This window comes from Bifidobacterium choerinum (assembly GCF_002761235.1).
Taxonomy (GTDB): domain Bacteria; phylum Actinomycetota; class Actinomycetes; order Actinomycetales; family Bifidobacteriaceae; genus Bifidobacterium; species Bifidobacterium choerinum.
This window is the reverse complement of record NZ_CP018044.1, coordinates 141653-163910: the sequence shown is the minus strand read 5'-3', so window position 1 is coordinate 163910 and position 22258 is coordinate 141653. Positions and strand designations below refer to the sequence as shown.

Genomic DNA, 22258 nt, shown 5'->3' with positions numbered 1-22258 from the left:
GAGTATGCGCCCCGGGAACCGCATGGTTCCAACGCCGAAAACCGCGGATACTCACCCAATGCCGAGAAGACGCTCTCCCTCAGCGCAGATACATCCGCAAAGGGGCGTTGCACACGTATGCGGCGCCCCGAACCGGCCCTGCGCGCACCGCGACGAACGTACCGAGGCCTGACTATGCTGGGGTGATTGCCCTATGCAGATCCTGCAGGGGCGCGAAGTCGGACGTCCACTGCGGCAGCGGCGCAATTCCGCCATTGCCGGGCACCATGAGCGAGTGAGGTAACGATGGTTCATCCGAAGGAGCAGATGCCGAACGACGATGCAACGAGGGGGAGGCACACGCCGCCGGCCGCATCGCAGTTCGCATCCGCGACCGGGGCGCGTCCGGAGCCTTCCGTGCCGCGCATCGGCCTCGACATCGGCTCGACGACCGTCAAAGCCGTCGTCCTCGACAATTCCAACGCGTTCGACGCACCGCTGTTCGCCGACTACCGCCGCCACCACGCGAATGTGCGCGCCACGATGGAGGAGCTGTTGCGCGACGTGCGCGCACGCCTCGCCGAACTGGGCCGCGCCGACGAGCCGGTGCGTCTGGCGATCACCGGCTCCGGCGGTCTCGCGCTCGCCGACGCGATCCATGTGCCCTTCGTCCAGGAGGTCATCGCCGAGACGCGTGCGATCGACGAGCGGATCCCGCAGGCCGACGTCATCATCGAGCTGGGCGGCGAGGACGCGAAGATCACCTACCTCAAGCCCACGCCCGAACAGCGCATGAACGGTTCGTGCGCCGGCGGCACCGGCGCGTTCATCGACCAGATGTCGACGCTGCTGGACACCGACGCGGCCGGCCTCAACGAGATGGCGAAGCATTACGAGAACCTGTATCCGATCGCGTCGCGCTGCGGTGTCTTCGCGAAGACCGACCTGCAGCCGCTCATCAACGACGGCGCCGCTAAACCCGACCTCGCCGCCTCGATCTTCACCGCCGTCGCCACGCAGACGATTGCGGGCCTCGCCGCCGGCCGCCCGATCCACGGCACCGTCGTCTTCCTCGGCGGCCCGCTGTTCTTCATGTCCGAGCTGCGCGAGGCGTTCCGCCGTGCGCTCGACGGCAAGGTCGACGAATTCGTCACGCCCAAGGACGCCCACCTGTACGTCGCGTACGGCGCCGCGCTCACCGCCGGCGAACCCGACCAGATCGAACATGCCGACGACTATCCGCCGCGCACGCTCGACGCGATCATCGCCGCGCTCGCCGACCTGAGCAATCTGGGCGCGAACACGGCGACGATGCCGCCGCTGTTCGCGAGCGCGCAGGACCGCGAGGCCTTCGACGCCCGCCATCATCGCGAACATGTGCACGTCGGCACGCTCGACGGCGCGCACGGACCGCATTTCCTCGGCATCGACGCCGGTTCGACGACGATCAAGGCGACGCTTGTCAACGACGACCGTGAGATCGTCTGGAGTTCGTATGCGACGAACGACGGTTCGCCGTTGACCGCCGCGATCGACATCGTGCGTCGCATCCAAAGCGAACTTCCGACGGACGCGTGGATCGCGCGCAGCTGCGCGACCGGCTATGGCGAAGGCCTGATCACGACCGGCCTGCATCTGGACGAGGGCGTCGTCGAGACGATGGCGCACTACCGCGGCGCCGAGATGACGTGCCCGGGCGTCACCGCCGTCATCGACATCGGCGGACAGGACATGAAGTACCTCGCGATCAATGACGGCGTCATCGATTCGATCGCCGTCAACGAGGCCTGCTCATCCGGCTGCGGCTCATTCCTGCAGACCTTCGCGCAGTCGATGGGACTGTCGATCGAGGAGTTCACGCAGGCCGCGCTGAACTCGACGCATCCGGTCGACCTCGGCTCGCGTTGCACCGTGTTCATGAACTCGAGCGTGAAGCAGGCGCAGAAGGAAGGCGCGAGCATCGAGGACATCGCCGCCGGCCTGTGCTATTCGGTCGTGCGCAACGCGCTGTACAAGGTCATCAAACTGCGCGACTCGGGCGAGCTCGGTGACAACGTCGTCGTGCAGGGCGGCACGTTCCTCAACGACGCCGTGCTGCGCGCCTTCGAACTACTGACCGAACGCGAGGTGACGCGGCCGAACATCGCCGGTCTGATGGGCGCATACGGCGCCGCGTTGACCGCGCGCATGCACTACGACGACGTCGCCGACGACACCGACGGCGACACCGCCGCCGCGCACGTCGCTGTCATCGCCGGCGCCGAACACACCGTCTCGAGCATCCTGTCCGGCGACGCGCTCGACGAACTGTCGATGACGACCGAACGCGACGTGTGCAAGCTGTGCCAGAACCACTGCAAGCTGACGATCACGACGTTCCACGACGGTTCGCGCTACGTGACCGGCAACCGCTGCGAACGCGGCGGCGACGCGAAACGCAAACGCAGCGACCGCCCGAACCTCTACGACTACAAATACAAGCGCGCCTTCGCCTACCGGCGCCTGACCGACAAGAAGGCGACGCGCGGCGAAATCGGCATCCCACGCGTGCTCAACATGTACGAGAACTACCCGTTCTGGTTCACACTGCTCACGTCGCTCGGCTTCAAGGTCGTCATCTCCGGCCGCAGCAACCACGAACTGTTCGAGACGGGCATCGAATCGATCGCGTCCGAGAACATCTGCTACCCGGCGAAACTCGTCCACGGCCACATCACATGGCTGCTCAACAAAGGCATCAAGACGATCTTCTACCCGTGCGTGAGCTTCGAGGACGACCTCGTTCCCGAATCGGACAACCATTTCAACTGCCCGATCGTCGCCAACTATCCGGTCGTCATCGCCGCGAACATGGCGGCACTGCGCGAGGACGGCATACGGTTCATGAAACCGTACTTCAACCTGTCCAAACACGACCTGATGGTCGACCGCATCGTCGAGGAGTTCGCCTGGGCCGGCGTCACGCGCGACGAGGCCGAACTGGCCGTCGCCGCCGCCTACGCCGAAGACAAGGTCTTCAAACACGACGTGCAGATGGAAGGACTGCGCGCGCTCGCCTACATGAAGGAACACGACTGCCGCGGCATCGTCCTCGCCGGCCGTCCCTACCACGTCGACCCCGAAATCAACCACGGCATCCCCGAAACGATCTGCTCGCTCGGCATGGTCGTCCTCTCCGAGGACTCCGTCAGCTGGCTGAACCCCGACGACAAGCTCGACCTGACCGCATACCTCGCCGACGGCGAAAGCGACCCGCACAGGCACGACGCCGCCGGCTTCCGCCACGTCGACGACCGCAAGGTCACGAAACTGCCGCTACGCGTCATGAACCAGTGGGCATACCACGCGCGCCTGTACAAGGCCGCCGACTTCGTCGCCCACTGGCCGGGACTCGAACTCGTGCAGCTCAACTCCTTCGGCTGCGGCCTCGACGCGATCACGACCGACCAGGTCGCCGAGATCCTCGCCGACAAGGCCGACGTGTACACGATGCTCAAGATCGACGAAGTGAGCAACCTCGGCGCCGCCAAGATACGACTGCGCTCGCTCAAGGCCGCCGTCGAGGAACGCGAAAGCAGCCGCGGCACACACGCAGCCGCCGCCGACGTGAACGCCGCGACGACGACATCGACGACATCGACATCGACATCGACGACGCCCACGCAGCCGACATCGACGTTCCGCAAGACCGGCACAATGGCGCCGACAGCCGGACGACAGGCGATGCTCGACGCGATCCTCGGCGCGCGCGACGGCGACGGCAGTCGTCACACACGCACGCAGAAAGCCACAATGAGCAACTACGCGCAGCACGTGCCGTTCACGAAGGCGATGCGCAAGACCCACACGATCGTCGCACCGCAGATGAGCCCCATCCACTTCAGCCTCGTCGAAGCTGCCGTACGCGCCAGCGGCTACAAATTCGACGTGCTCACCCACGCCGACAAGACCGACGTCGAAACCGGACTCAAATACGTCAACAACGACGCCTGCTACCCGGCGATCATGACGGTCGGCCAACTCGTCGAAGCCATCAAATCAGGACGCTACGATCCGGACACGACGGCGCTCGCGATCTCGCAGACCGGCGGCATGTGCAGGGCGACGAACTACTACGGCCTGATTCGCAAGGCGTTGATTGACGCCGGCTACCCGCAGATCCCGGTGCTCGCGATCTCGACGCAGGGATTCGTCGACAATCCCGGATTCACGCCGACGGTGCCGCTGCTGCACCGCGCGGCGAAGGCGCTCATCATCGGCGATCTGCTGATGAAATGCCTCTACCGCGTGCGCCCGTACGAGCAGCGTCCCGGCAGCGCGAACCGGCTGTACGAACGCTGGAACACAATCGTGCGCGAGACATTACTCAACCATGGCAACTCGAGGACTGCGAAGATGCTCTACGGACGCGGCCACTGGAGCTACGCCGCGCTCGTCAAGGGAATCGTGCGCAGCTTCGACGCGTTGCCGCTGCGCGACGTGCCACGCAAGGTGCGCGTCGGCGTCGTCGGCGAGATCCTCGTCAAATACCATCCGGACGCGAACAACCACGTCGTCGACGTCATCGAATCGCAGGACTGTGAAGCCGTCGTGCCGGGCATCATCGACTTCATGACGATGCGCCCGTACATCAACGACTGGAACGAGCACAACATCGGCATGGGACGCAACAAAGCGCTGATGGGCGCGTTCAAGGGCGTCATCCACGCCTACATGAAGCCGGTGCACGACGCGCTCGACGCAAGCGGCGGCAAGTTCGAGAAGGACCTGCCGATGGGCGAGCTCGTGAAGAAGGCGGCGACCGTCACGTCGATCGGCGTGCAGGCCGGCGAAGGATGGCTGCTGAGCGGCGAAATCGTCGAACTCATCGAATCCGGCTGCCCGAACGTCATCTGCGCGCAGCCCTTCGCATGCCTGCCCAACCATGTGACCGGCCGCGGCATGTTCGGCAAGATCCGCAGGATGTACCCGGAGGCGAACATCGTCTCAATCGACTACGACCCGGGCGCGAGCGAAGCGAACCAGCTCAACCGCATCAAGCTGATGATCGCGGCGGCGAAAAAGGCGGCGCGTCGCTGACGGGCGGGCGCTTCGCCGCCCGTCGGCGTCAGATGGCCGGTTTTGGACTGATTATTGAGATTTCCTAGAACGGCGCCGCCGTGTCCCCGCGGATGCACGTTACTATGGGCACTTATGACAACACCACGAGTCTCATACGCGCATCTGCTCGTCCAGCCGAATCCGAAGCATGTGCGCAGCCTTGTCCGCTTCTTCGAACAGGGATGCTCCGCGCCGGGAACCGGGGGCTTCGGCGTCGAGATCGAGCATCTGCCGGTGCACAACGCCGACGACACGGCCGTCACCTACGGGGAGCCGAACGGCGTCGAGGAGCTGCTGCGCCGCCTGCGGCCATATTATGACGCCGACCAGGAATACTGGCAGGACGACCATCTGGTCGGACTGGGACGTGAGGGACTCGCCGTCTCGCTCGAACCCGGCGGCCAGATCGAAACGTCAATCGGCATCCTGCGCAAGCCGGAAGAACTGCTTGCACTGCACGGACGGTTCATCGAGGAGGCGCAGCCGATCCTCGACGAACTCGGTTTCCGCCTCGTCAACTACGGCTACCAGCCGAAGACATCGTTCGCGGACATCCCGCTCAACCCGAAGCGACGCTACGCGGCGATGAATGAGTATCTGGGACGCATCGGACAGTTCGGCCCGTGCATGATGCGCGCGTCGGCGTCGACGCAGGTGAGCATCGACTACACGAGCGAACGCGACGCGATCGCGAAGATGCGGCTCGGCACCGCGATCGGTCCGATCCTCGCATGGTTCTTCCGCAACACCCCGTATTTCGAAGGAGAGCGCAACCCGTGGCCGTTGTGCCGACAGCGGATGTGGGACTATCTCGACGTGCAGCGCACGAACGTGACGCCGGGACTCTACGATGAACGCTTCAGCTGGGAGGACTACGCGGCGGACGTGCTCAGCACGCCGCTGATGTTCGCCGACCTGACGCATACGCCGGAATGCAAAGGACGCCCGGAGCACGAACTCGAGTTCGCGGCGTTCTGCTCGAATGCGGCCGACGTCTACCCGGACCGCGAGCTCAACGCCTACGAGGTCAACCATGTGCTCTCGACGCATTTCAACGATGTGCGCCTGAAGAACTTCATCGAGATGCGGCACTGGGATTCACTGCCGGTGGAGCGCGCCGAACGGCTCACGCAGATCGTAGGCGACCTGTTCTACGACTCGGAGCGCCGCGGGCGTCTTGAATCGTATTTCAGCGGCCTGACCGGTGAGGATGTGCATGCCGCGAAGGCCGTGCTGCAGTCGCGCGGGGAAGATGCGAAACCATACGACCGGCCGATGGAGTACTGGGCGCAGGTGCTCGGCGTGGAGGACACACGCGAGGATGTGCCGGGGGATGCGAAATGGTCGGAGGTGCGGCAGAGATAAGCGAGCGCGGCTGCTTTCCATATCGATCGTTGATATACGGAAGTTTGCGGACATCGCGAATTATGTTGCCGCCGTCGCAGTCGTAAATGGCGTAAACGGAATGATAAAATCACAGCGGATAATGCTCGACCCAATCAGGAAGGAGACGCGCGATGCATACGACGTTGGATTTGAGTCGATACGATGACGTGACGGCGTATGACGATATGCCTCGTGCGTCGGTGGCGCACGTGGATTATCTGCCGACTCCGCAGGCCGTGGCATGACGCGTGCGTGAGATAATCGACGGTCGCCGTCTGAGTGAGGAGCAGGTGGCTGAGGAAGCGCAAGTCAGCGTATCGGTGGTGCGGTCATTGTATGCGCGCGGACTGGCGAATTTGCGTGATGCGCGTCGCGTGTTCGCCGTGTTGGGAATCCGTGTGCATGAATATCCGATCGAAATGGTGACGATGTCGCTATGAATGCATTTGTTCCCGTAGGTGTTGGGATGGATTCCCCTGACTAGTTGAAGAAGATCAGGTCGTCTCCACATCGATCGTGGCTGTGGGAGGGCAGGGGGATATGTCGGCGCCTGTGCCGCATATAAGCCCCGCATGGGCGGGGAACACGCTCGCATGAACCACTCTAGCGGATCATCCCCACGGCGGCTGTCAGCATGGGCCGGAATGGAATGGGGAAGGCGCCGACACGAACGAGCGTACCAGAAATCGAACGGGTGTCGCTGATTCATAGGACAGTAGAATAGGAACCTAGAATGGTTAATGATTTTAATGTCCACATCGTGAGATTGGGCTGGTTGTAGCTAGACATGACGCGCTACGCTTGGTGACCATCATAGGCGATGACAACCAAAGGGGTGGGGACAATGAGAGAGGGACGCCATTCAACGACTGGCGACACGCGGCTTTCATCAGCTGCGCGCACGATCTGGGGAAAAACGGACAGGGGGGGACGGCGAGGAATGGCTGCCGCTGTATGCGCACATGTCAGATTCGGCGCGTGTGGCGGCGCATATCTGGGACGACTGGCTTCCCGAGGGGACGCGTGCGATCATCGCGGGTGATGTGGAGGGGCGCGAGGACGTCGCGAAGCGGATCGTCATGTTCCTCGCCGGCATCCATGATCTCGGCAAGGCGACGCCTGTTTTCCAGGACAAGCCAATTCGCTACGGGGATGGGGCGTCGATGTCGTGGATGGCGCGCGACGCCGGACTGACGATTCCCGCGATGGACGACCACGCCACGCCGACCCATCCGGTGGCCGGCGCGTTTCTGCTGGACCGATACCTCGCCACAGCCCATCATTGGAAGCCACTCGCCTGCGAAGGCTATGCAAGCATCGTGGGATCGCATCACGGCACACCCCTGACGCATAAGGCGCTTCGTGATGCGCGTTGCAGCGGCATCACGAGACGGCGCATCGGAGCGGACGAGGCCGCATGGTCCGCCGTGCAGCACGAACTCATCGCCTACGTCGTCGACATCGCCGGCATCGACGATGCGCTGTTCGACTGGCTCGGCCGCCATCGGCTCAGCGCGCAGTCGCAGGTGCTGATCACCGCGATCGTCATCATGGCCGACTGGATCGCCAGCAACAGCGACGACGGCATGTTTCCGCTCGTGCCGGTACTGGCCGCCGCGCACGGCGGAGCGGACGGCATCAGCACCGAAACGGAACTGCAACGACGGGCGGAACGCGGATGGCGCCGGGTGCATCTGCCGCCGGCATGGAACGCCGGCGGCCAGACGCCAAACGGCGTGGACGACGTCGACGCGTTCTACGCGGCACGTTTCCATCTTCCTGCAGGAGCCCGGCCACGGCCCATCCAACAGGACATCGTCCGACTGTGCGCCGAAACGGACGATCCCGGATTGTTCATCATCGAAGCGCCGATGGGCGAAGGCAAGACCGAAGCGGCGCTCGCCGCAGCAGAGATCCTCGGCATGCGCACCGGACGTGGAGGCGTCTGCGTCGCATTGCCCACGATGGCGACGACCGACGCGATGTTCGGCCGTGTGCGCGCATGGCTCGACGCGCTGCCGCAGGAGGACGGCGGCAGCGAGAAAAGCATCTGGCTTGCGCACGGCAAAGCGCAGCTCAATCAGGAATTCTCCGATATCATCCGCACGTCGAACATGAGACTGTCCTCCATCGACGACGGCGACGGCGGCAACGGATTCGAGGAACGCGCCGCCGCCGAGACGATCGTCTCCGAATGGCTGCGAGGACGCAAGAAAGGCGTGCTGGCGAACTTTGTCGTATGCACGGTGGACCAGGTGCTCATGGGGGCGCTGCGCATCAAACACGTGATGCTCAGGCAGCTGGCGCTCGCGAACAAGGTCGTCGTCATCGACGAATGCCACGCCTACGACTCCTACATGCAGGAGTATCTCAGGCGCGTCCTCGAATGGCTCGGCGGTTTCCATACGCCGGTCGTCATGCTGTCCGCGACGTTGCCGCGCGCCATCCGCCGGTCCTTTGTCGACGCATACATGCAGGGTCGCTACGGCGCCGCTCCCGCCGACGTCGCTGACGGTGACGTCGAGGAGGCGCGCGACGTCGACGAGGCCTATCCGCTCATCACCTACACCGACGCCGGCGAGGTCCGTCAGCGGGACGTGCGTCCGTCGGCGCGACGCATCGACGTGGAGTTCCGTATCGCCGATGACGATGACGACGCCGTCGTGGCGATGCTCGATCGACTGCTCGTCGATGGTGGCTGCGCCGGCGTGGTCTGCGACACGGTGGACAGGGCGCAGGCGCTCGCACGGTGCGCCTCCGCGCGCTTCGGCGCCGACGACGTCATCCTCACCCATTCGCGGTTCGTCGACGAGGACCGCATGACCAACGAGGAACGGCTGCGTCGGCTACTCGGGCCGCAGTCGACGGTCGCGAACGGACAACGTCCACATCGGCTCATCGTCATCGGCACGCAGGTGCTCGAACAATCGTTGGACATCGATTTCGATGTCATGGTCAGCGACATCGCGCCGATCGATCTGCTGATGCAACGTGTCGGACGCGTGCATCGGCATATGCGTGGCGACGGTCAGTGCGACCGCCCCGAATCGTTGCGCCGGGCGGTGTGCTATGTGCGCGGCGTCGGGGAGTGGACGACACAGGGGCCGTCCTTCGTGCAGTACGTCGATGCGGTGTATGCGCGCGCATCGCTTATGGAGACGTTCGCCGTGCTGGGATTGACCGGTGAGGATGCAACATGCGCCGCGCATCTGCCGCAGGACATCGCGCGCACCGTGCGCACCGCGTACGAGCCGACGCTGATTCGCGCGTTGATGCCGAGGCATTGGATGGACGTCTACGACGAGGCGGTCGTCGAACGGGACCAAGACGAGGACGAACGGCGTCAACGCGCCCAGACCTATCTGATGAAGTCGCTGCGTTCGATGCGCGGCAGGCACGCATCGCTGATGGACTTCTTTGATTTGCAAGCCGATGATGCAGCCACGGTCGGCGATGATGCGGGCAATCGAGCCGTGCGCGACACGCAGGAGACCATAGAGGTCATGCTCGTGCGTCGATGCGGCGACGACATTCGCCTGCTGCCGTGGATCGGCGACGAGGCGCATGGCGTCCCTCGCGGGACCTCCATCCCCACCGCAACGGTCCCGGGGGCGGCCGTCGCCAGAACGGTCAGCCGCTCATCGGTGCGCCTGCCGGCGAAGATGTGCCGGGGATGGGCGATCGACGCGTTGATCGACGCGTTGGAACGGCAATGCGAACAGGTCGTTGCGCAATGGCAGGAGTCGCCGTGGCTTGCCGGACGCCTTGTGCTCGTAGTGGAGCAGGACGGCGCGTCCGACGACGAGACCGCCGAGCGCGCGACGTACACGACGTGCGTCGACCGATGGAACATCACCTACACGAGAAGGGAGGGTCTGAGCGTCGGCGTCGCAGCCAAAGACGACGAATCCCGATGACGAACAATCAATCAATGCAATAAATATCAACACAACAAAAAAGAAAGGAGAAATCGTGGACCATTTCAATCTGATCAGCGACCCGTGGATTCCATGCGTGTCCGCTGACGGCAAGTCGGTGGAACTGTCGTTGCGCGAACTGTTCGCGCAGGCGACGGAACTCAGGGGCATCACCGGCGACATCCCGCAGCAGGTCATGCCGATACTGCGCATCGCGCTGGCGGTGTTGTACGAGGCGTATGCGGATCGACGGGGCACATGCGAGGAGATGAGCGACCTGTGGATGGAGGTATGGGAAGGCGATGGGTTCGACATGGCGCGCATCGACGCCTACCTGTCCCGCTACGAAGACCGCTTCGACCTGCTAGATGCAAGCAAGCCGTTCTTCCAGACGCCCGATCTGCAGTACACGGCGAAGGACCTCGATCCGCTCGACGTGCTCATCGCCGACGTGCCGAAGGCCGAACGCGCCTTGTTCACGATGCGTTCGGGCGACGGCATCGATGCGGTGTCCTTCGCCGAGGCGGCGCGATGGTTGGCGTTCATTCAGGCGTACGACACCGCGGGCATCAAATCGCCGGTCGTGGGCAACACCCAAGTGACGAACAACAAGGTCTATGCGCCGAAAGGCGCCGTCGGCACCGGATGGCTCGGCGCCATCGGAGGCATCTTCGTCGAAGGGGACAACCTGTTCCAGACCCTCGTGCTCAACTGGGTGCTGTACGATCCTTCGAGCGGCGACGACGACGATGTGCTGCTGGGCAGGCCGGGCGACGAGGCGCCATGGCGCAAGGACGAAGCACCGACACCCGACATGGTGATCCAAGGACGTTTCCACGGCGTCGTGGACGCGCTGACGCTGCAGTCGCGCCGCGTCCGTCTCATCGCAGACGAGGAACGCACCCGAATCATCGGATGCGTGGTCTGCTACGGAAACATCGTGCACGCCTATGACAACAACGGCGACGAGCAGATGACCGCATGGTATCTGAGCCCGAACCAGGCGAAGAAACTGGGCAGAAGCGCCGGCAGCGAGCCTTTGATGCCACGCACCTACGACCCGAGCCGGAATCTGTGGCGCGGACTGGCCCCGATCTTGCAGGCCTCCGAGGAACGCCATCGTGAACTGCGCCCCGGCGTGATCGCATGGCTCGGGGAGATGCAGCATTATGCGGGCTGGCATTCTGACGACCATCTGTTCGGATGCGTGACGCTGCACGCGCAAGGCATGGCGTACGGCACACAGAGCTCGGTGTTCGACGCCAGCATCGACGATTCGCTGCGCATCGCATCCGTGATGTTCCGCGATGACTACGACGGTGTGAAGGTGCTGCTGGACGTCATCGACAGGACCGACAAGGCCATCAGGGCGCTCGCTGACTTCGTACGGAATCTGCACACCGCGGCCGGTCAGTGCACGGCCTCCCAGGCGGCCAGATACGATGTGATTGAATCCGCCTACGCGCAGATGGACGCGATGTTCCGTGACCGTATCGCACGGTTCGATAAGAGTCAGGATGCGGAACGCTACGGAAAACAGTGGCGGGACGACGTGCATCGGGCGTTGCTGACGATGGCGCAGCGATACCTCGACCAATCGCCGGCGCAGGCTTTCGGCGCGCACATGCCTGACGGCAGGAACGGCAAGGGTGGCATCATGACGTCGGGCAGGGCTCTTCTCGAATTGCGGGGTGCGCTGAATGCCACGCTCGGCATCATCGCAACCCCCGAAACGACATCGGAAAACAACAAGACGGAAGGAGACGACAATGACCAGTGACATGACCGCGGCAATCGGTCGTTACGTCAACGGGAAAATCATCGCGCTGCAGCGGGGATTCCTTGCAGAAAACCCCGCTGCAAGGGCGACGTTGGCGAGGTTGCGCGCCGATATCGACGGCAGGGGAACGAACTGGATGGACATCGGCAACGATCTGTACGGCGACTGGCCGACCGAATCATTGGGCGACCCCGGCCGCAACCCGCGCGCCGTCGCCGCCGTGAGCACGGCGCTGGGGTTGTATGCGCTCCACCAGCAGTCGAAGACGACCCCCGTCGCACAGACCGACACGCAGGAAACGCGCTCCATATCCTTCGGCGCCGCATGCAGGCGCATCGTGGCGGACACGGGGGCGCCCATGGACGACGACGCGGCCAAAGGCGTCGTGCGACGCCTGAGCGCCGCCGAAAGCGCGCCGACCTTCGACGGCGTCGTATGGTTCCTGCGGGCGCTCATCATGCTCATGCGCGCCTCCAAGCGCAACATCAGCCTCGACTATCGGCAGTTCGCGCAGGATCTCTACCTGCTGCAGATCCCCGAATACGCCGATCAGGTGTTCCAACGCTGGAGCTGCGACTTCTACTATCGCCCAGCGCCGAACAAGACGGCACGTCAGGCGCGATGACCAAGCGACAACCAACAATCAACAAACACACAACAATCAACAAATAACCAATAAACAGGAAACAGGAAACAGAGGAGTGATCACCATGTCCTATCTCGATCTGTACGTTATCCAGAACGTGCCCGCAAGCAACATCAACCGCGACGACACCGGCAACCCCAAGGTGAGCCGCTACGGCGGCAAGCTGCGCGCACGCGTCTCCAGCCAATCCTGGAAGCGCGCGATGCGCGAAATGTTCCCGACGATGCTCAATTCGGACGAACTCGGCGTGCGCACCAAGATGGCTGCATCGCTCATCGCCGACGCCATTGACGAGAAGCGCCCCGACCTCGCCTCGGACGCGGAGGCGCTCGCGAAGGCCGTGCTCGGCGCGATCGGCGTGGAAATCAAGGAATCTAAGCGCAGCGGCTCCGACGCGGGACGTGACGCCACGAGCTACCTCATCTTCATCGCCCATTCGGAAATTCAGGCGCTCGCCGACCTCGCGATTCAGTGGGCGGACGACGAACAGCCGATCGATAAGCCGACGAAGGAGATGAAGGCCGAAGCGCAGGCCGCGTTCCACGGCAAGCAGGCCATCGACATCGCGCTGTTCGGCCGCATGCTCGCCGACGCGCCGGCGCTGAACACGGACGCCTCGTCGCAGGTCGCGCATGCGATCTCCGTCGATCAGATCACGCCGGAATACGACTACTTCACGGCGATCGACGACTGCGCGTCCGACGACAACGCGGGTGCGGCGATGCTGGACACGGTGGGCTTCAATTCCTCGACGCTGTACCGCTACGCCAACGTGAACATCGACTCGCTGCATAAGCAGCTGGGGGATGACGCCGCCACCGTCCAAGGCGTCGTCGCCTTCGTCGAGGCCTTCGTCCGTTCGATGCCCACCGGCAAGCAGAACACCTTCGCCAACCGCACGCTGCCGAGCGTTTGCGTGGCGATGATCCGCGATGACCAGCCGATCAACGCCGTCGACGCCTTTGAGAAGCCCGTGTATCCGAAGGACGACGTCTCGATCACTGAACAGGCCGCAGCACGACTGAGCGACCATCTGCGCGAACTGCAGAACGCGTACGGGCAGACGCCGGCGCACGCGTGGGTCATGGGCGTCGGCGATCTGGCGAAGACGGTCGGTGAGCTCGGCGACGTCGTCACGCTTCCTGAGCTGCACAACCAGCTTAAGCAGTATCTCACCGAATCGTTCGAAGGGTGAGGTCGCCATGGGTTCCGGAGTGTTGATGCTCCGTCTCGCCGGGCCGATGCAGTCGTGGGGCGACGCCTCACGGTTCAATCGGCGCGAAACGAGGACGGAGCCGACGAAAAGTGCGATAATCGGTCTGCTCGCAAGCGCCGAGGGACGGACGCGGGAGGATCCGATCGAGGATCTGCTCCAGCTGTCCTTCGGCGTGCGCGTCGAGCAGCAGGGTCTCGTCATGCGGGACTACCAGACCGAGAAATCCATCGAACGCAAACGCAACTCGACGAGTTTCGCGAAGGTGCTGCCGGTGACGAACCGGTACTATCTGTCCGACGCGATGTTCCTCGTGGTCATCGGCGCGCCGCGCGCCACGTTGGAGACGCTCGACGACGCGCTGCGGCATCCACGTTGGCCGCTGTATCTCGGACGGCGCTCGTGCCCGCCCGCATACCCGTTCAACCTCGGCATCCACGAGGAGTACGAAGGTATCGAGGACGCGCTTGAGCACCATCCTTGGCAGGCCGCGTCCTGGTATCGCCGCAGTCATCCCGGCGAACGGCTGGAGATCGTGCGCGATGCCGTCGGTGACGAATCCGGCGAGGTGCAGAACGACCTGCCGGTGTCCTTCAGCCAGCGGCATCGGGAATATAGCGGGCGTGCCGTGCATCGGTACTACATCGCCAATCCGAGTGACAAGCGGCATGACGAAGCCACGGACGCAGCAACTGACGCAGCCGCTGACCACGACCCGATGTTCTTCGCATAGGTAAGGAGGAGCCTTATGTATCTATCGCGAGTGCAGTTGAATCCTGCGCGGTTCTCCGCGAAGCAGCTCATCGCTTCGCCATACCGCATGCATGCCGCCGTGGAACACGCGTTCCCTCCGGACACCGTCAGAAACGGGGAAGCGGGACGTGTGCTGTGGCGGATTGACCATAACGAGCAGACTCATAGCACGATGCTGTACGTGGCCAGTCCCGAAACACCCGATTTCACGCATATCATTGAGCAGGCCGGATGGCCCAGCCGCTGCCAGTGGGAGACGAAGGAGTACGACAAGCTTCTCGATCGTCTCGCCTCCGGCCAGCAGTGGAACTTCCGCCTGCGCGCGAATCCGGTACGCAAGGCCGCGCATGACCGTGCCGAGCACAGCAGACGTTCGCCGGAGCAGATCGTTGGAAAACGGCAGGCATACGTGACCGTCAGTCAGCAGATTGATTGGTTGCTGCGCCGGGCCGATGACAACGGTTTCCGCGTGCTGGATGAGGAGAGCGGGCCGGCGCTGCGCGTGACGCAACGTCAGCGTGAGCAGTTCAACCGCGGCAACGCCAAGGTCACATTGTCGACCGCCGTATTCGACGGTTGTCTGCAGATCACGGACGTTGAACGGTTCCGGCACGCGCTGTGCCACGGCATCGGTCCCGCAAAGGGATTCGGCTGCGGTCTGATGACGATCGCGCCGATGACGACGCCGTTGACGCAGCGTCAATGACCAACGGCGTCGGGAATCGACGACGACAGACAGCAATGACGTCGTCAATTGGCGACGGCGGAAAATGGAAGGAACGGGCGCCATGAACGAAGACTCATCGAGTTCGGGGACGGTATTTCGTCCGCGGCAAACGAGAAAATCGGGGATGGGAGCGAAACCTCCCGAACTCGGTGAGCTCGTCCGTTTCGAGGACCGGATATCGTTTGTGTATTTCGAGCACTGTGTGATCAATCGGAAAGATAATGCGATTACCGTCACAGATCGTGAGGGAACGATATACGTGCCCGCAGCGTCGCTCAGCGTACTCATGCTTGGTCCGGGAACGAATGTGACGCATCAGGCGATGACGGTCATCGGGGACAACGGTGCGACGGTCATATGGGTGGGGGAGCGCGGCGTGCGAACGTACGCGTTCGGTAAGCCATTGACCCATTCGTCGAGATTGCTGCAGCAACAGGCGAGACTCGTCAGCAATACGAGATCACGACTTGCGGTTGCGCGCGCGATGTACCAGATGCGGTTTCCCGGCGAGGATGTGAGTGCGCTGACGATGCAGCAACTGCGCGGCCATGAGGGTGCGCGTGTTCGAAAAGTGTATCGTGCATTGTCTCGGGAAACCGGAGTCGCATGGGACAAACGTACATATGACCCGAACGATTACGATGCGGGAAATGAAATCAACAAAGCCCTATCGGCTGCTCATACGTGTCTGTATGCGGTTGCGCATGCGGCAATCGTGTCTTTGGGTTGTTCTCCGGGTCTGGGCTTTGTGCATGTGGGGCATGAGCGCTCATTCGTCTATGATGTCGCTGATTTGTACAAAGCCGAGTCATCAATACCTGTTGCCTTTCATGTCGCGGCGGATGAGCCGGAGGACATTGGGTCAGCGGTGAGAAGGGCGATGCGTGATGCAATGTATGATCTTTCGATTCTGGAACGGATGACAAAAGATATCCGTGGTCTGCTCAACCTTGGCAATGAAGACAGCCGAGATGAGAGAGAAGATGATCATGTCGGATTGTGGGATGAAAAGGTGAAGGAAGTGGCGGCGGGCAAAGCGTACGGCATTGTTGACGATGAGGATGAAGACGAGTGGGGGAAATGAACAATGGTAGTCATCGTATTGACCGCTTGTCCCACGGGATTGCGTGGAGATGTGAGCCGCTGGTTGTTGGAGATCGCTCCAGGTGTGTTCGTAGGACATGTCAGTGCACGTGTCCGGGATAGATTGTGGGAGCGCATCGTCGATACGTTAAAGGATGGAAGGGCCATCATGGTCTTTTCGGCGCGTAATGAGCAGCATCTGGATTTTCGTGTGTTCAGATCGGATTGGCAGCCGGTGGATTGCGACGGACTGCAATTGATCCGGCACCCCAGCGAAGAAGATGCGGCCTTCGAATCCTTCGCTGGCGCGCCGCGACATGGCTGGAGCAATGCTGCGAAATACAGGCGTGCTCGGCGATATGGCGGGAAGTCGAGAGGATGATATGGCGAAGGATTCCAAAGAGGCGATTCTCGGGAAATAAGGAAATCGGAAAGAAAGCTGGAAGTGGAAGACGACGCGAGGAAAGTGAATGAAAATGGTTTTCGTCCGCTGCTGCTAAGCTGAAAATACAGGGATTTCTTAGTGTGTTCCCCGCAAGCGCGGGGATGATCCCGCGGCGATAGGCGAAGCGACAGTAACCGCCGAGTGTTCCCCGCAAGCGCGGGGATGATCCCACCCGGCTTAATTTCCAGCAGCAGCGAACGAAGTGTTCCCCGCAAGCGCGGGGATGATCCCGGCGAACAACCGCAAAAGAAACGTATCACATGGTGTTCCCCGCAAGCGCGGGGATGATCCCGCCGCTCGGCAGGACCGCGTGCTATCCGGCTAGTGTTCCCCGCAAGCGCGGGGATGATCCCAGACGCACGGCGTCGCGCGCGCTTCGCCGCGTGTGTTCCCCGCAAGCGCGGGGATGATCCCTCGCTATGGGCGACCATGACGCTGTCCAGCGCGTGTTCCCCGCAAGCGCGGGGATGATCCCTTGATGGGCAGCAGGCCGTCGGTGTTCGTCGCGTGTTCCCCGCAAGCGCGGGGATGATCCCGCGACGATCATGCCCATCGGCATCGGCGGCGAGTGTTCCCCGCAAGCGCGGGGATGATCCCGACTGCATCCCGAGCGCGCCCACTGTCCGCACGTGTTCCCCGCAAGCGCGGGGATGATCCCCGAACTCACATCCATCTCGCCGGATCGTCTCAGGTGTTCCCCGCAAGCGCGGGGATGATCCCACCACGATACCGGTCACGGCGACGGCGACGTAGTGTTCCCCGCAAGCGCGGGGATGATCCCAGATTGCACTGCGTCTCAAACAAATCGACGGAGTGTTCCCCGCAAGCGCGGGGATGATCCCCCGTGGTCTACGATGGGCTATTTCCTCGCATTGTGTTCCCCGCAAGCGCGGGGATGATCCCTGCTGATTGAGGGATACGAAACCACTGACAACGTGTTCCCCGCAAGCGCGGGGATGATCCCCGCAGCTCGTTGCTCACGAATGAACCAGTCGGGTGTTCCCCGCAAGCGCGGGGATGATCCCTGGGACGCTAACACCACGAGCATCGGCATCGAGTGTTCCCCGCAAGCGCGGGGATGATCCCTTAAGAGTGGATAGCAAGGTTAGGCCATTAGGGTGTTCCCCGCAAGCGCGGGGATGATCCCTCAAGGACTTACGTAAACTCTTAGAGCCGTGAGTGTTCCCCGCAAGCGCGGGGATGATCCCGACCGCCTGACCGCTCTGGAAAGCATCGTCTCGTGTTCCCCGCAAGCGCGGGGATGATCCCCACGCCCGGCGTGCCCGTGAGCGTCAGCACGCGTGTTCCCCGCAAGCGCGGGGATGATCCCAATCAGGTGACGCTCGACATCCCGGATGGCGAGTGTTCCCCGCAAGCGCGGGGATGATCCCAGTTCGACGCTGCGGCGGTGAACCACAGTGCGGTGTTCCCCGCAAGCGCGGGGATGATCCCACGTCCGCCTCAAGCGACGCCAACTTCTGCATGTGTTCCCCGCAAGCGCGGGGATGATCCCCTGCAGCAGGTGTCGAATCGTCTCACGCAGGTGTGTTCCCCGCAAGCGCGGGGATGATCCCGCCGGTCCTCGCATCAAGCAGATCGTCACGAGGTGTTCCCCGCAAGCGCGGGGATGATCCCACTCTCTTCTCGATTTTCGGCACGCCGGATACGTGTTCCCCGCAAGCGCGGGGATGATCCTGCCGGTAGGTGACCGATGTGGCATTGCTCGGAGTGTTCCCCGCAAGCGCGGGGATGATCCCATGCGTGCGTCATCCGGGATATGCGCAACATAGTGTTCCCCGCAAGCGCGGGGATGATCCCTGGCGATATTGGTTTGCGGGATACCGCTTAAGTGTTCCCCGCAAGCGCGGGGATGATCCCTCACCGTCGTACTCACGCTTCGCGCGTCGCATGTGTTCCCCGCAAGCGCGGGGATGATCCTCGCCCGGTGTCGGACAGGCCACGGAGGCGGCTGTGTTCCCCGCAAGCGCGGGGATGATCCCGTGCATAGCGTTATTGCGCATTGATTTCCGTCGTGTTCCCCGCAAGCGCGGGGATGATCCCGTCGCGTTTGATAACACCGGGCCATCGAGCTTGTGTTCCCCGCAAGCGCGGGGATGATCCCTGGTCGGAGAGGATCTGGTCGGCGTCGGCGGCGTGTTCCCCGCAAGCGCGGGGATGATCCCTCCACCTTGCGGCGGCGCGGCAGCGAGAAGCTGGTGTTCCCCGCAAGCGCGGGGATGATCCCCGAAGATCTATGTGTCCGTGTGGACGAATCACGTGTTCCCCGCAAGCGCGGGGATGATCCCATCAACTGGCAGTTTTTGACGGGGCAGGTGGTGTGTTCCCCGCAAGCGCGGGGATGATCCCGCGGGCACGGACGGATTGGACGCTGTGCGCATGTGTTCCCCGCAAGCGCGGGGATGATCCCTTCTTCGCCTCCGATTCAATGGCGTCGGCGTTGTGTTCCCCGCAAGCGCGGGGATGATCCCCGCGGTGAGATACCAATGGTATCTAATGCGACGTGTTCCCCGCAAGCGCGGGGATGATCCCTTGAGGGACACGGCGACTGTAGTTTGAAAATTGTGTTCCCCGCAAGCGCGGGGATGATCCCGTCTGATTACAGGCGACGCACGTCTTACCGTGGTGTTCCCCGCAAGCGCGGGGATGATCCCAACAAAAAAATATCCGATAAATGGTTCAACGTGTATTCCCCGCAAGCGCGGGGATGATCCCAAGCCCAAGGCCACAGCAACCACGCCGTGGCCGTGTTCCCCGCAAGCGCGGGGATGATCCCAGATCTCCACCTGCCCGCCCGCAAACGCACGAGTGTTCCCCGCAAGCGCGGGGATGATCCTCTCAGCCAGTCAGGCTAGCCGACGATCCATTCGTGTTCCCCGCAAGCGCGGGGATGATCCTGTCCATCAATAGTCGGGGGCATTGCCATGCTAGTGTTCCCCGCAAGCGCGGGGATGATCCCGTCAATGGACGCCTTAACCTCCGGCGTCACAAGTGTTCCCCGCAAGCGCGGGGATGATCCTCGGATACGAGACAATCGAACAGTTTATATACAGTGTTCCCCGCAAGCGCGGGGATGATCCCGGCTCCCCGTGTCGGTGAGCGAGATCAGCGCCGTGTTCCCCGCAAGCGCGGGGATGATCCCTACAGTCGCGGCGGTTTGTGGACACGATCATGGTGTTCCCCGCAAGCGCGGGGATGATCCCACACGGCGTGTCGGATTTTCGACACACACAGAGTGTTCCCCGCAAGCGCGGGGATGATCCCAATTAAAGAGAGAGCGACTAGCTGGGGCGTAGGTGTTCCCCGCAAGCGCGGGGATGATCCCCCTATGACAACGACATGCCGATAGCCACAGACGTGTTCCCCGCAAGCGCGGGGATGATCCCTACGCGCCGGTCACGTTCGCTCTCGATGGATTGTGTTCCCCGCAAGCGCGGGGATGATCCCACTGTGAGGCCGACGTACGTGGCAGCGGCGACGTGTTCCCCGCAAGCGCGGGGATGATCCCGTCAGCCACGCCGCCGGCGCGTCGCCGTCGCGGTGTTCCCCGCAAGCGCGGGGATGATCCCCAACCACGAAGACACCGCCCGCCGGGTGGGCGGTGTTCCCCGCAAGCGCGGGGATGATCCCCCCAAGCATGGCACACCATCACCGACACCGGTGTGTTCCCCGCAAGCGCGGGGATGATCTCCTCTTGCCGGTGATGTAGGACGCTTCCTGCTCGTGTTCCCCGCAAGCGCGGGGATGATCCTATGGTGCTTGAGTGGAAGCGCACATGGTGGTGGTGTTCCCCGCAAGCGCGGGGATGATCCCGGTTGACGCGGAACGTCTTACCGACGGTAGGAGTGTTCCCCGCAAGCGCGGGGATGATCCCTCGCCGAGGCATACGTGCAGATTGTGCCCAGCGTGTTCCCCGCAAGCGCGGGGATGATCCCTGCAAACGCCGGTCGGTCGGCAACGTGATCTTGTGTTCCCCGCAAGCGCGGGGATGATCCCCTGATTGCAGTTTGCAGCGTCATGTTGCTGACGTGTTCCCCGCAAGCGCGGGGATGATCCCGTGTACGGCGGATCGGACCACACCGACCCGTAGTGTTCCCCGCAAGCGCGGGGATGATCCCGAGGGCCTCACGATGGTGGGGCGTCCCGCTAAGTGTTCCCCGCAAGCGCGGGGATGATCCCGACCCACCTCCGTTCCGTCGCTGACGACCGCCGTGTTCCCCGCAAGCGCGGGGATGATCCCACGGCGCCCATGAGCGCGACGGACAAAACGTTGTGTTCCCCGTAAGCGCGGGGATGATCCCTGTTATTTCGATTTTTGGAAGGTGTTGTCATGGTATTCCCCGCAAGCGCGGGGATGATCCCGCGGCGAAGCCGCCGCCGATCGCGGCGAGCGAGTGTTCCCCGCAAGCGCGGGGATGATCCCACGACGACTGACGCGTATTGCGGCAGTGGATCGTGTTCCCCGCAAGCGCGGGGATGATCCTCCTCGGACAGGCGCGCGACACCGGCAGCCTCGGTGTTCCCCGCAAGCGCGGGGATGATCCCGTGGACTGTGGTTTCTGCTTGTCGGCTGCGTCGTGTTCCCCGCAAGCGCGGGGATGATCCCTGGATGACGGCGCTGGGCCGCAGCGACGTGGAGTGTTCCCGCAAGCGCGGGGATGATCCCGGCGTGGCGGACAAGTGCGTCAACGGGGTCAGGTGTTCCCCGCAAGCGCGGGGATGATCCCAGTACGCGGCGGCGGCAGTGTACGCAGCAATCGTGTTCCCCGCAAGCGCGGGGATGATCCCGACTGGCATAACTCATTGAATCTGTGGGATCAGTGTTCCCCGCAAGCGCGGGGATGATCCCTTGCGGTCTGCGCGTATCGTGTGCCCGTCGAGGTGTTCCCCGCAAGCGCGGGGATGATCCCGGGTGGTCGCGGTCATCACCATCGGTGCCGACGTGTTCCCCGCAAGCGCGGGGATGATCCCTTGATGTAGAGTCCCTTGTCGTAGGTGGTGTCTTCGATGATTTCGGATGCCGGTGTCGGCTCCGGATGCCGGCATCCGAAATCCCTGCCACATAGCGTGTGCGTACACGCTATGTGACGAAGCCTGTTTGCCGCGCATTCGTACTATACGTCGCTTGGGCGCGACGCCCACCCTCCGCATACTTCGCCCCGTATTTGTTCACCGGTGGCTATTTCCGGTTCCCTGACGCCTTTCGCGGCA

11 protein-coding genes and 1 CRISPR repeat array are annotated in these 22258 nt (G+C 63.0%); all 11 genes read left to right on the top strand.

All coding sequences use genetic code 11. The annotated features are described in order from the left end of the window. Positions 1–285: 285 nt before the first annotated feature. A complete protein-coding gene (locus BcFMB_RS00685) occupies positions 286–5058 on the top strand; it encodes an acyl-CoA dehydratase activase-related protein (protein WP_232513816.1) in 4773 nt (1590 codons plus the stop codon). Positions 5059–5172: 114 nt separating this feature from the next. Beyond that, on the top strand, positions 5173–6444 hold the full coding sequence (locus tag BcFMB_RS00680) for a glutamate-cysteine ligase family protein (RefSeq protein WP_099720743.1): 1272 nt from the start codon (positions 5173–5175) through the stop codon (positions 6442–6444). Positions 6445–6755: 311 nt separating this feature from the next. Further along, positions 6756–6905 (top strand): hypothetical protein, encoded by a 150-nt coding sequence (locus tag BcFMB_RS09780; protein ID WP_232513815.1) that lies wholly within the window; start codon positions 6756–6758, stop codon positions 6903–6905. Between the two features lie 540 nt (positions 6906–7445). Further along, complete coding sequence (gene cas3 / locus BcFMB_RS00670; protein ID WP_232513814.1) at positions 7446–10382, top strand: CRISPR-associated helicase Cas3'; 2937 nt, start codon at positions 7446–7448, stop codon at positions 10380–10382. Between the two features lie 55 nt (positions 10383–10437). Further along, on the top strand, positions 10438–12162 hold the full coding sequence (gene casA / locus BcFMB_RS00665) for a type I-E CRISPR-associated protein Cse1/CasA (RefSeq protein ID WP_157774985.1): 1725 nt from the start codon (positions 10438–10440) through the stop codon (positions 12160–12162). Continuing rightward, positions 12152–12787 (top strand): type I-E CRISPR-associated protein Cse2/CasB, encoded by a 636-nt coding sequence (casB, locus tag BcFMB_RS00660; protein ID WP_157774983.1) that lies wholly within the window; start codon positions 12152–12154, stop codon positions 12785–12787. Before casA ends, casB begins: the two co-directional genes overlap by 11 nt. 85 nt (positions 12788–12872) lie before the next feature. Continuing rightward, entirely contained in the window at positions 12873–14003 is a 1131-nt protein-coding gene (gene cas7e / locus BcFMB_RS00655) for a type I-E CRISPR-associated protein Cas7/Cse4/CasC (protein ID WP_099720739.1), read from the top strand. 7 nt (positions 14004–14010) lie between these two features. Continuing rightward, positions 14011–14754: a type I-E CRISPR-associated protein Cas5/CasD gene (gene cas5e / locus BcFMB_RS00650; protein WP_099720738.1), complete on the top strand. Its 744-nt coding sequence runs from the start codon at positions 14011–14013 to the stop codon at positions 14752–14754. Between the two features lie 15 nt (positions 14755–14769). Further along, positions 14770–15480, top strand: coding sequence for a type I-E CRISPR-associated protein Cas6/Cse3/CasE (gene cas6e / locus BcFMB_RS00645; RefSeq protein WP_099720737.1), 711 nt, complete (start codon positions 14770–14772; stop codon positions 15478–15480). An 82-nt stretch (positions 15481–15562) separates the two neighbouring features. Then, complete coding sequence (cas1e, locus tag BcFMB_RS00640; protein ID WP_418214998.1) at positions 15563–16585, top strand: type I-E CRISPR-associated endonuclease Cas1e; 1023 nt, start codon at positions 15563–15565, stop codon at positions 16583–16585. A 3-nt stretch (positions 16586–16588) separates the two neighbouring features. After that, a complete protein-coding gene (gene cas2e, locus BcFMB_RS00635; RefSeq protein ID WP_099720735.1) occupies positions 16589–16966 on the top strand; it encodes a type I-E CRISPR-associated endoribonuclease Cas2e in 378 nt (125 codons plus the stop codon). Between the two features lie 143 nt (positions 16967–17109). Next, positions 17110–22018: a CRISPR direct-repeat array (repeat unit 29 nt; unit sequence GTGTTCCCCGCAAGCGCGGGGATGATCCC). Positions 22019–22258 lie beyond the last annotated feature (240 nt).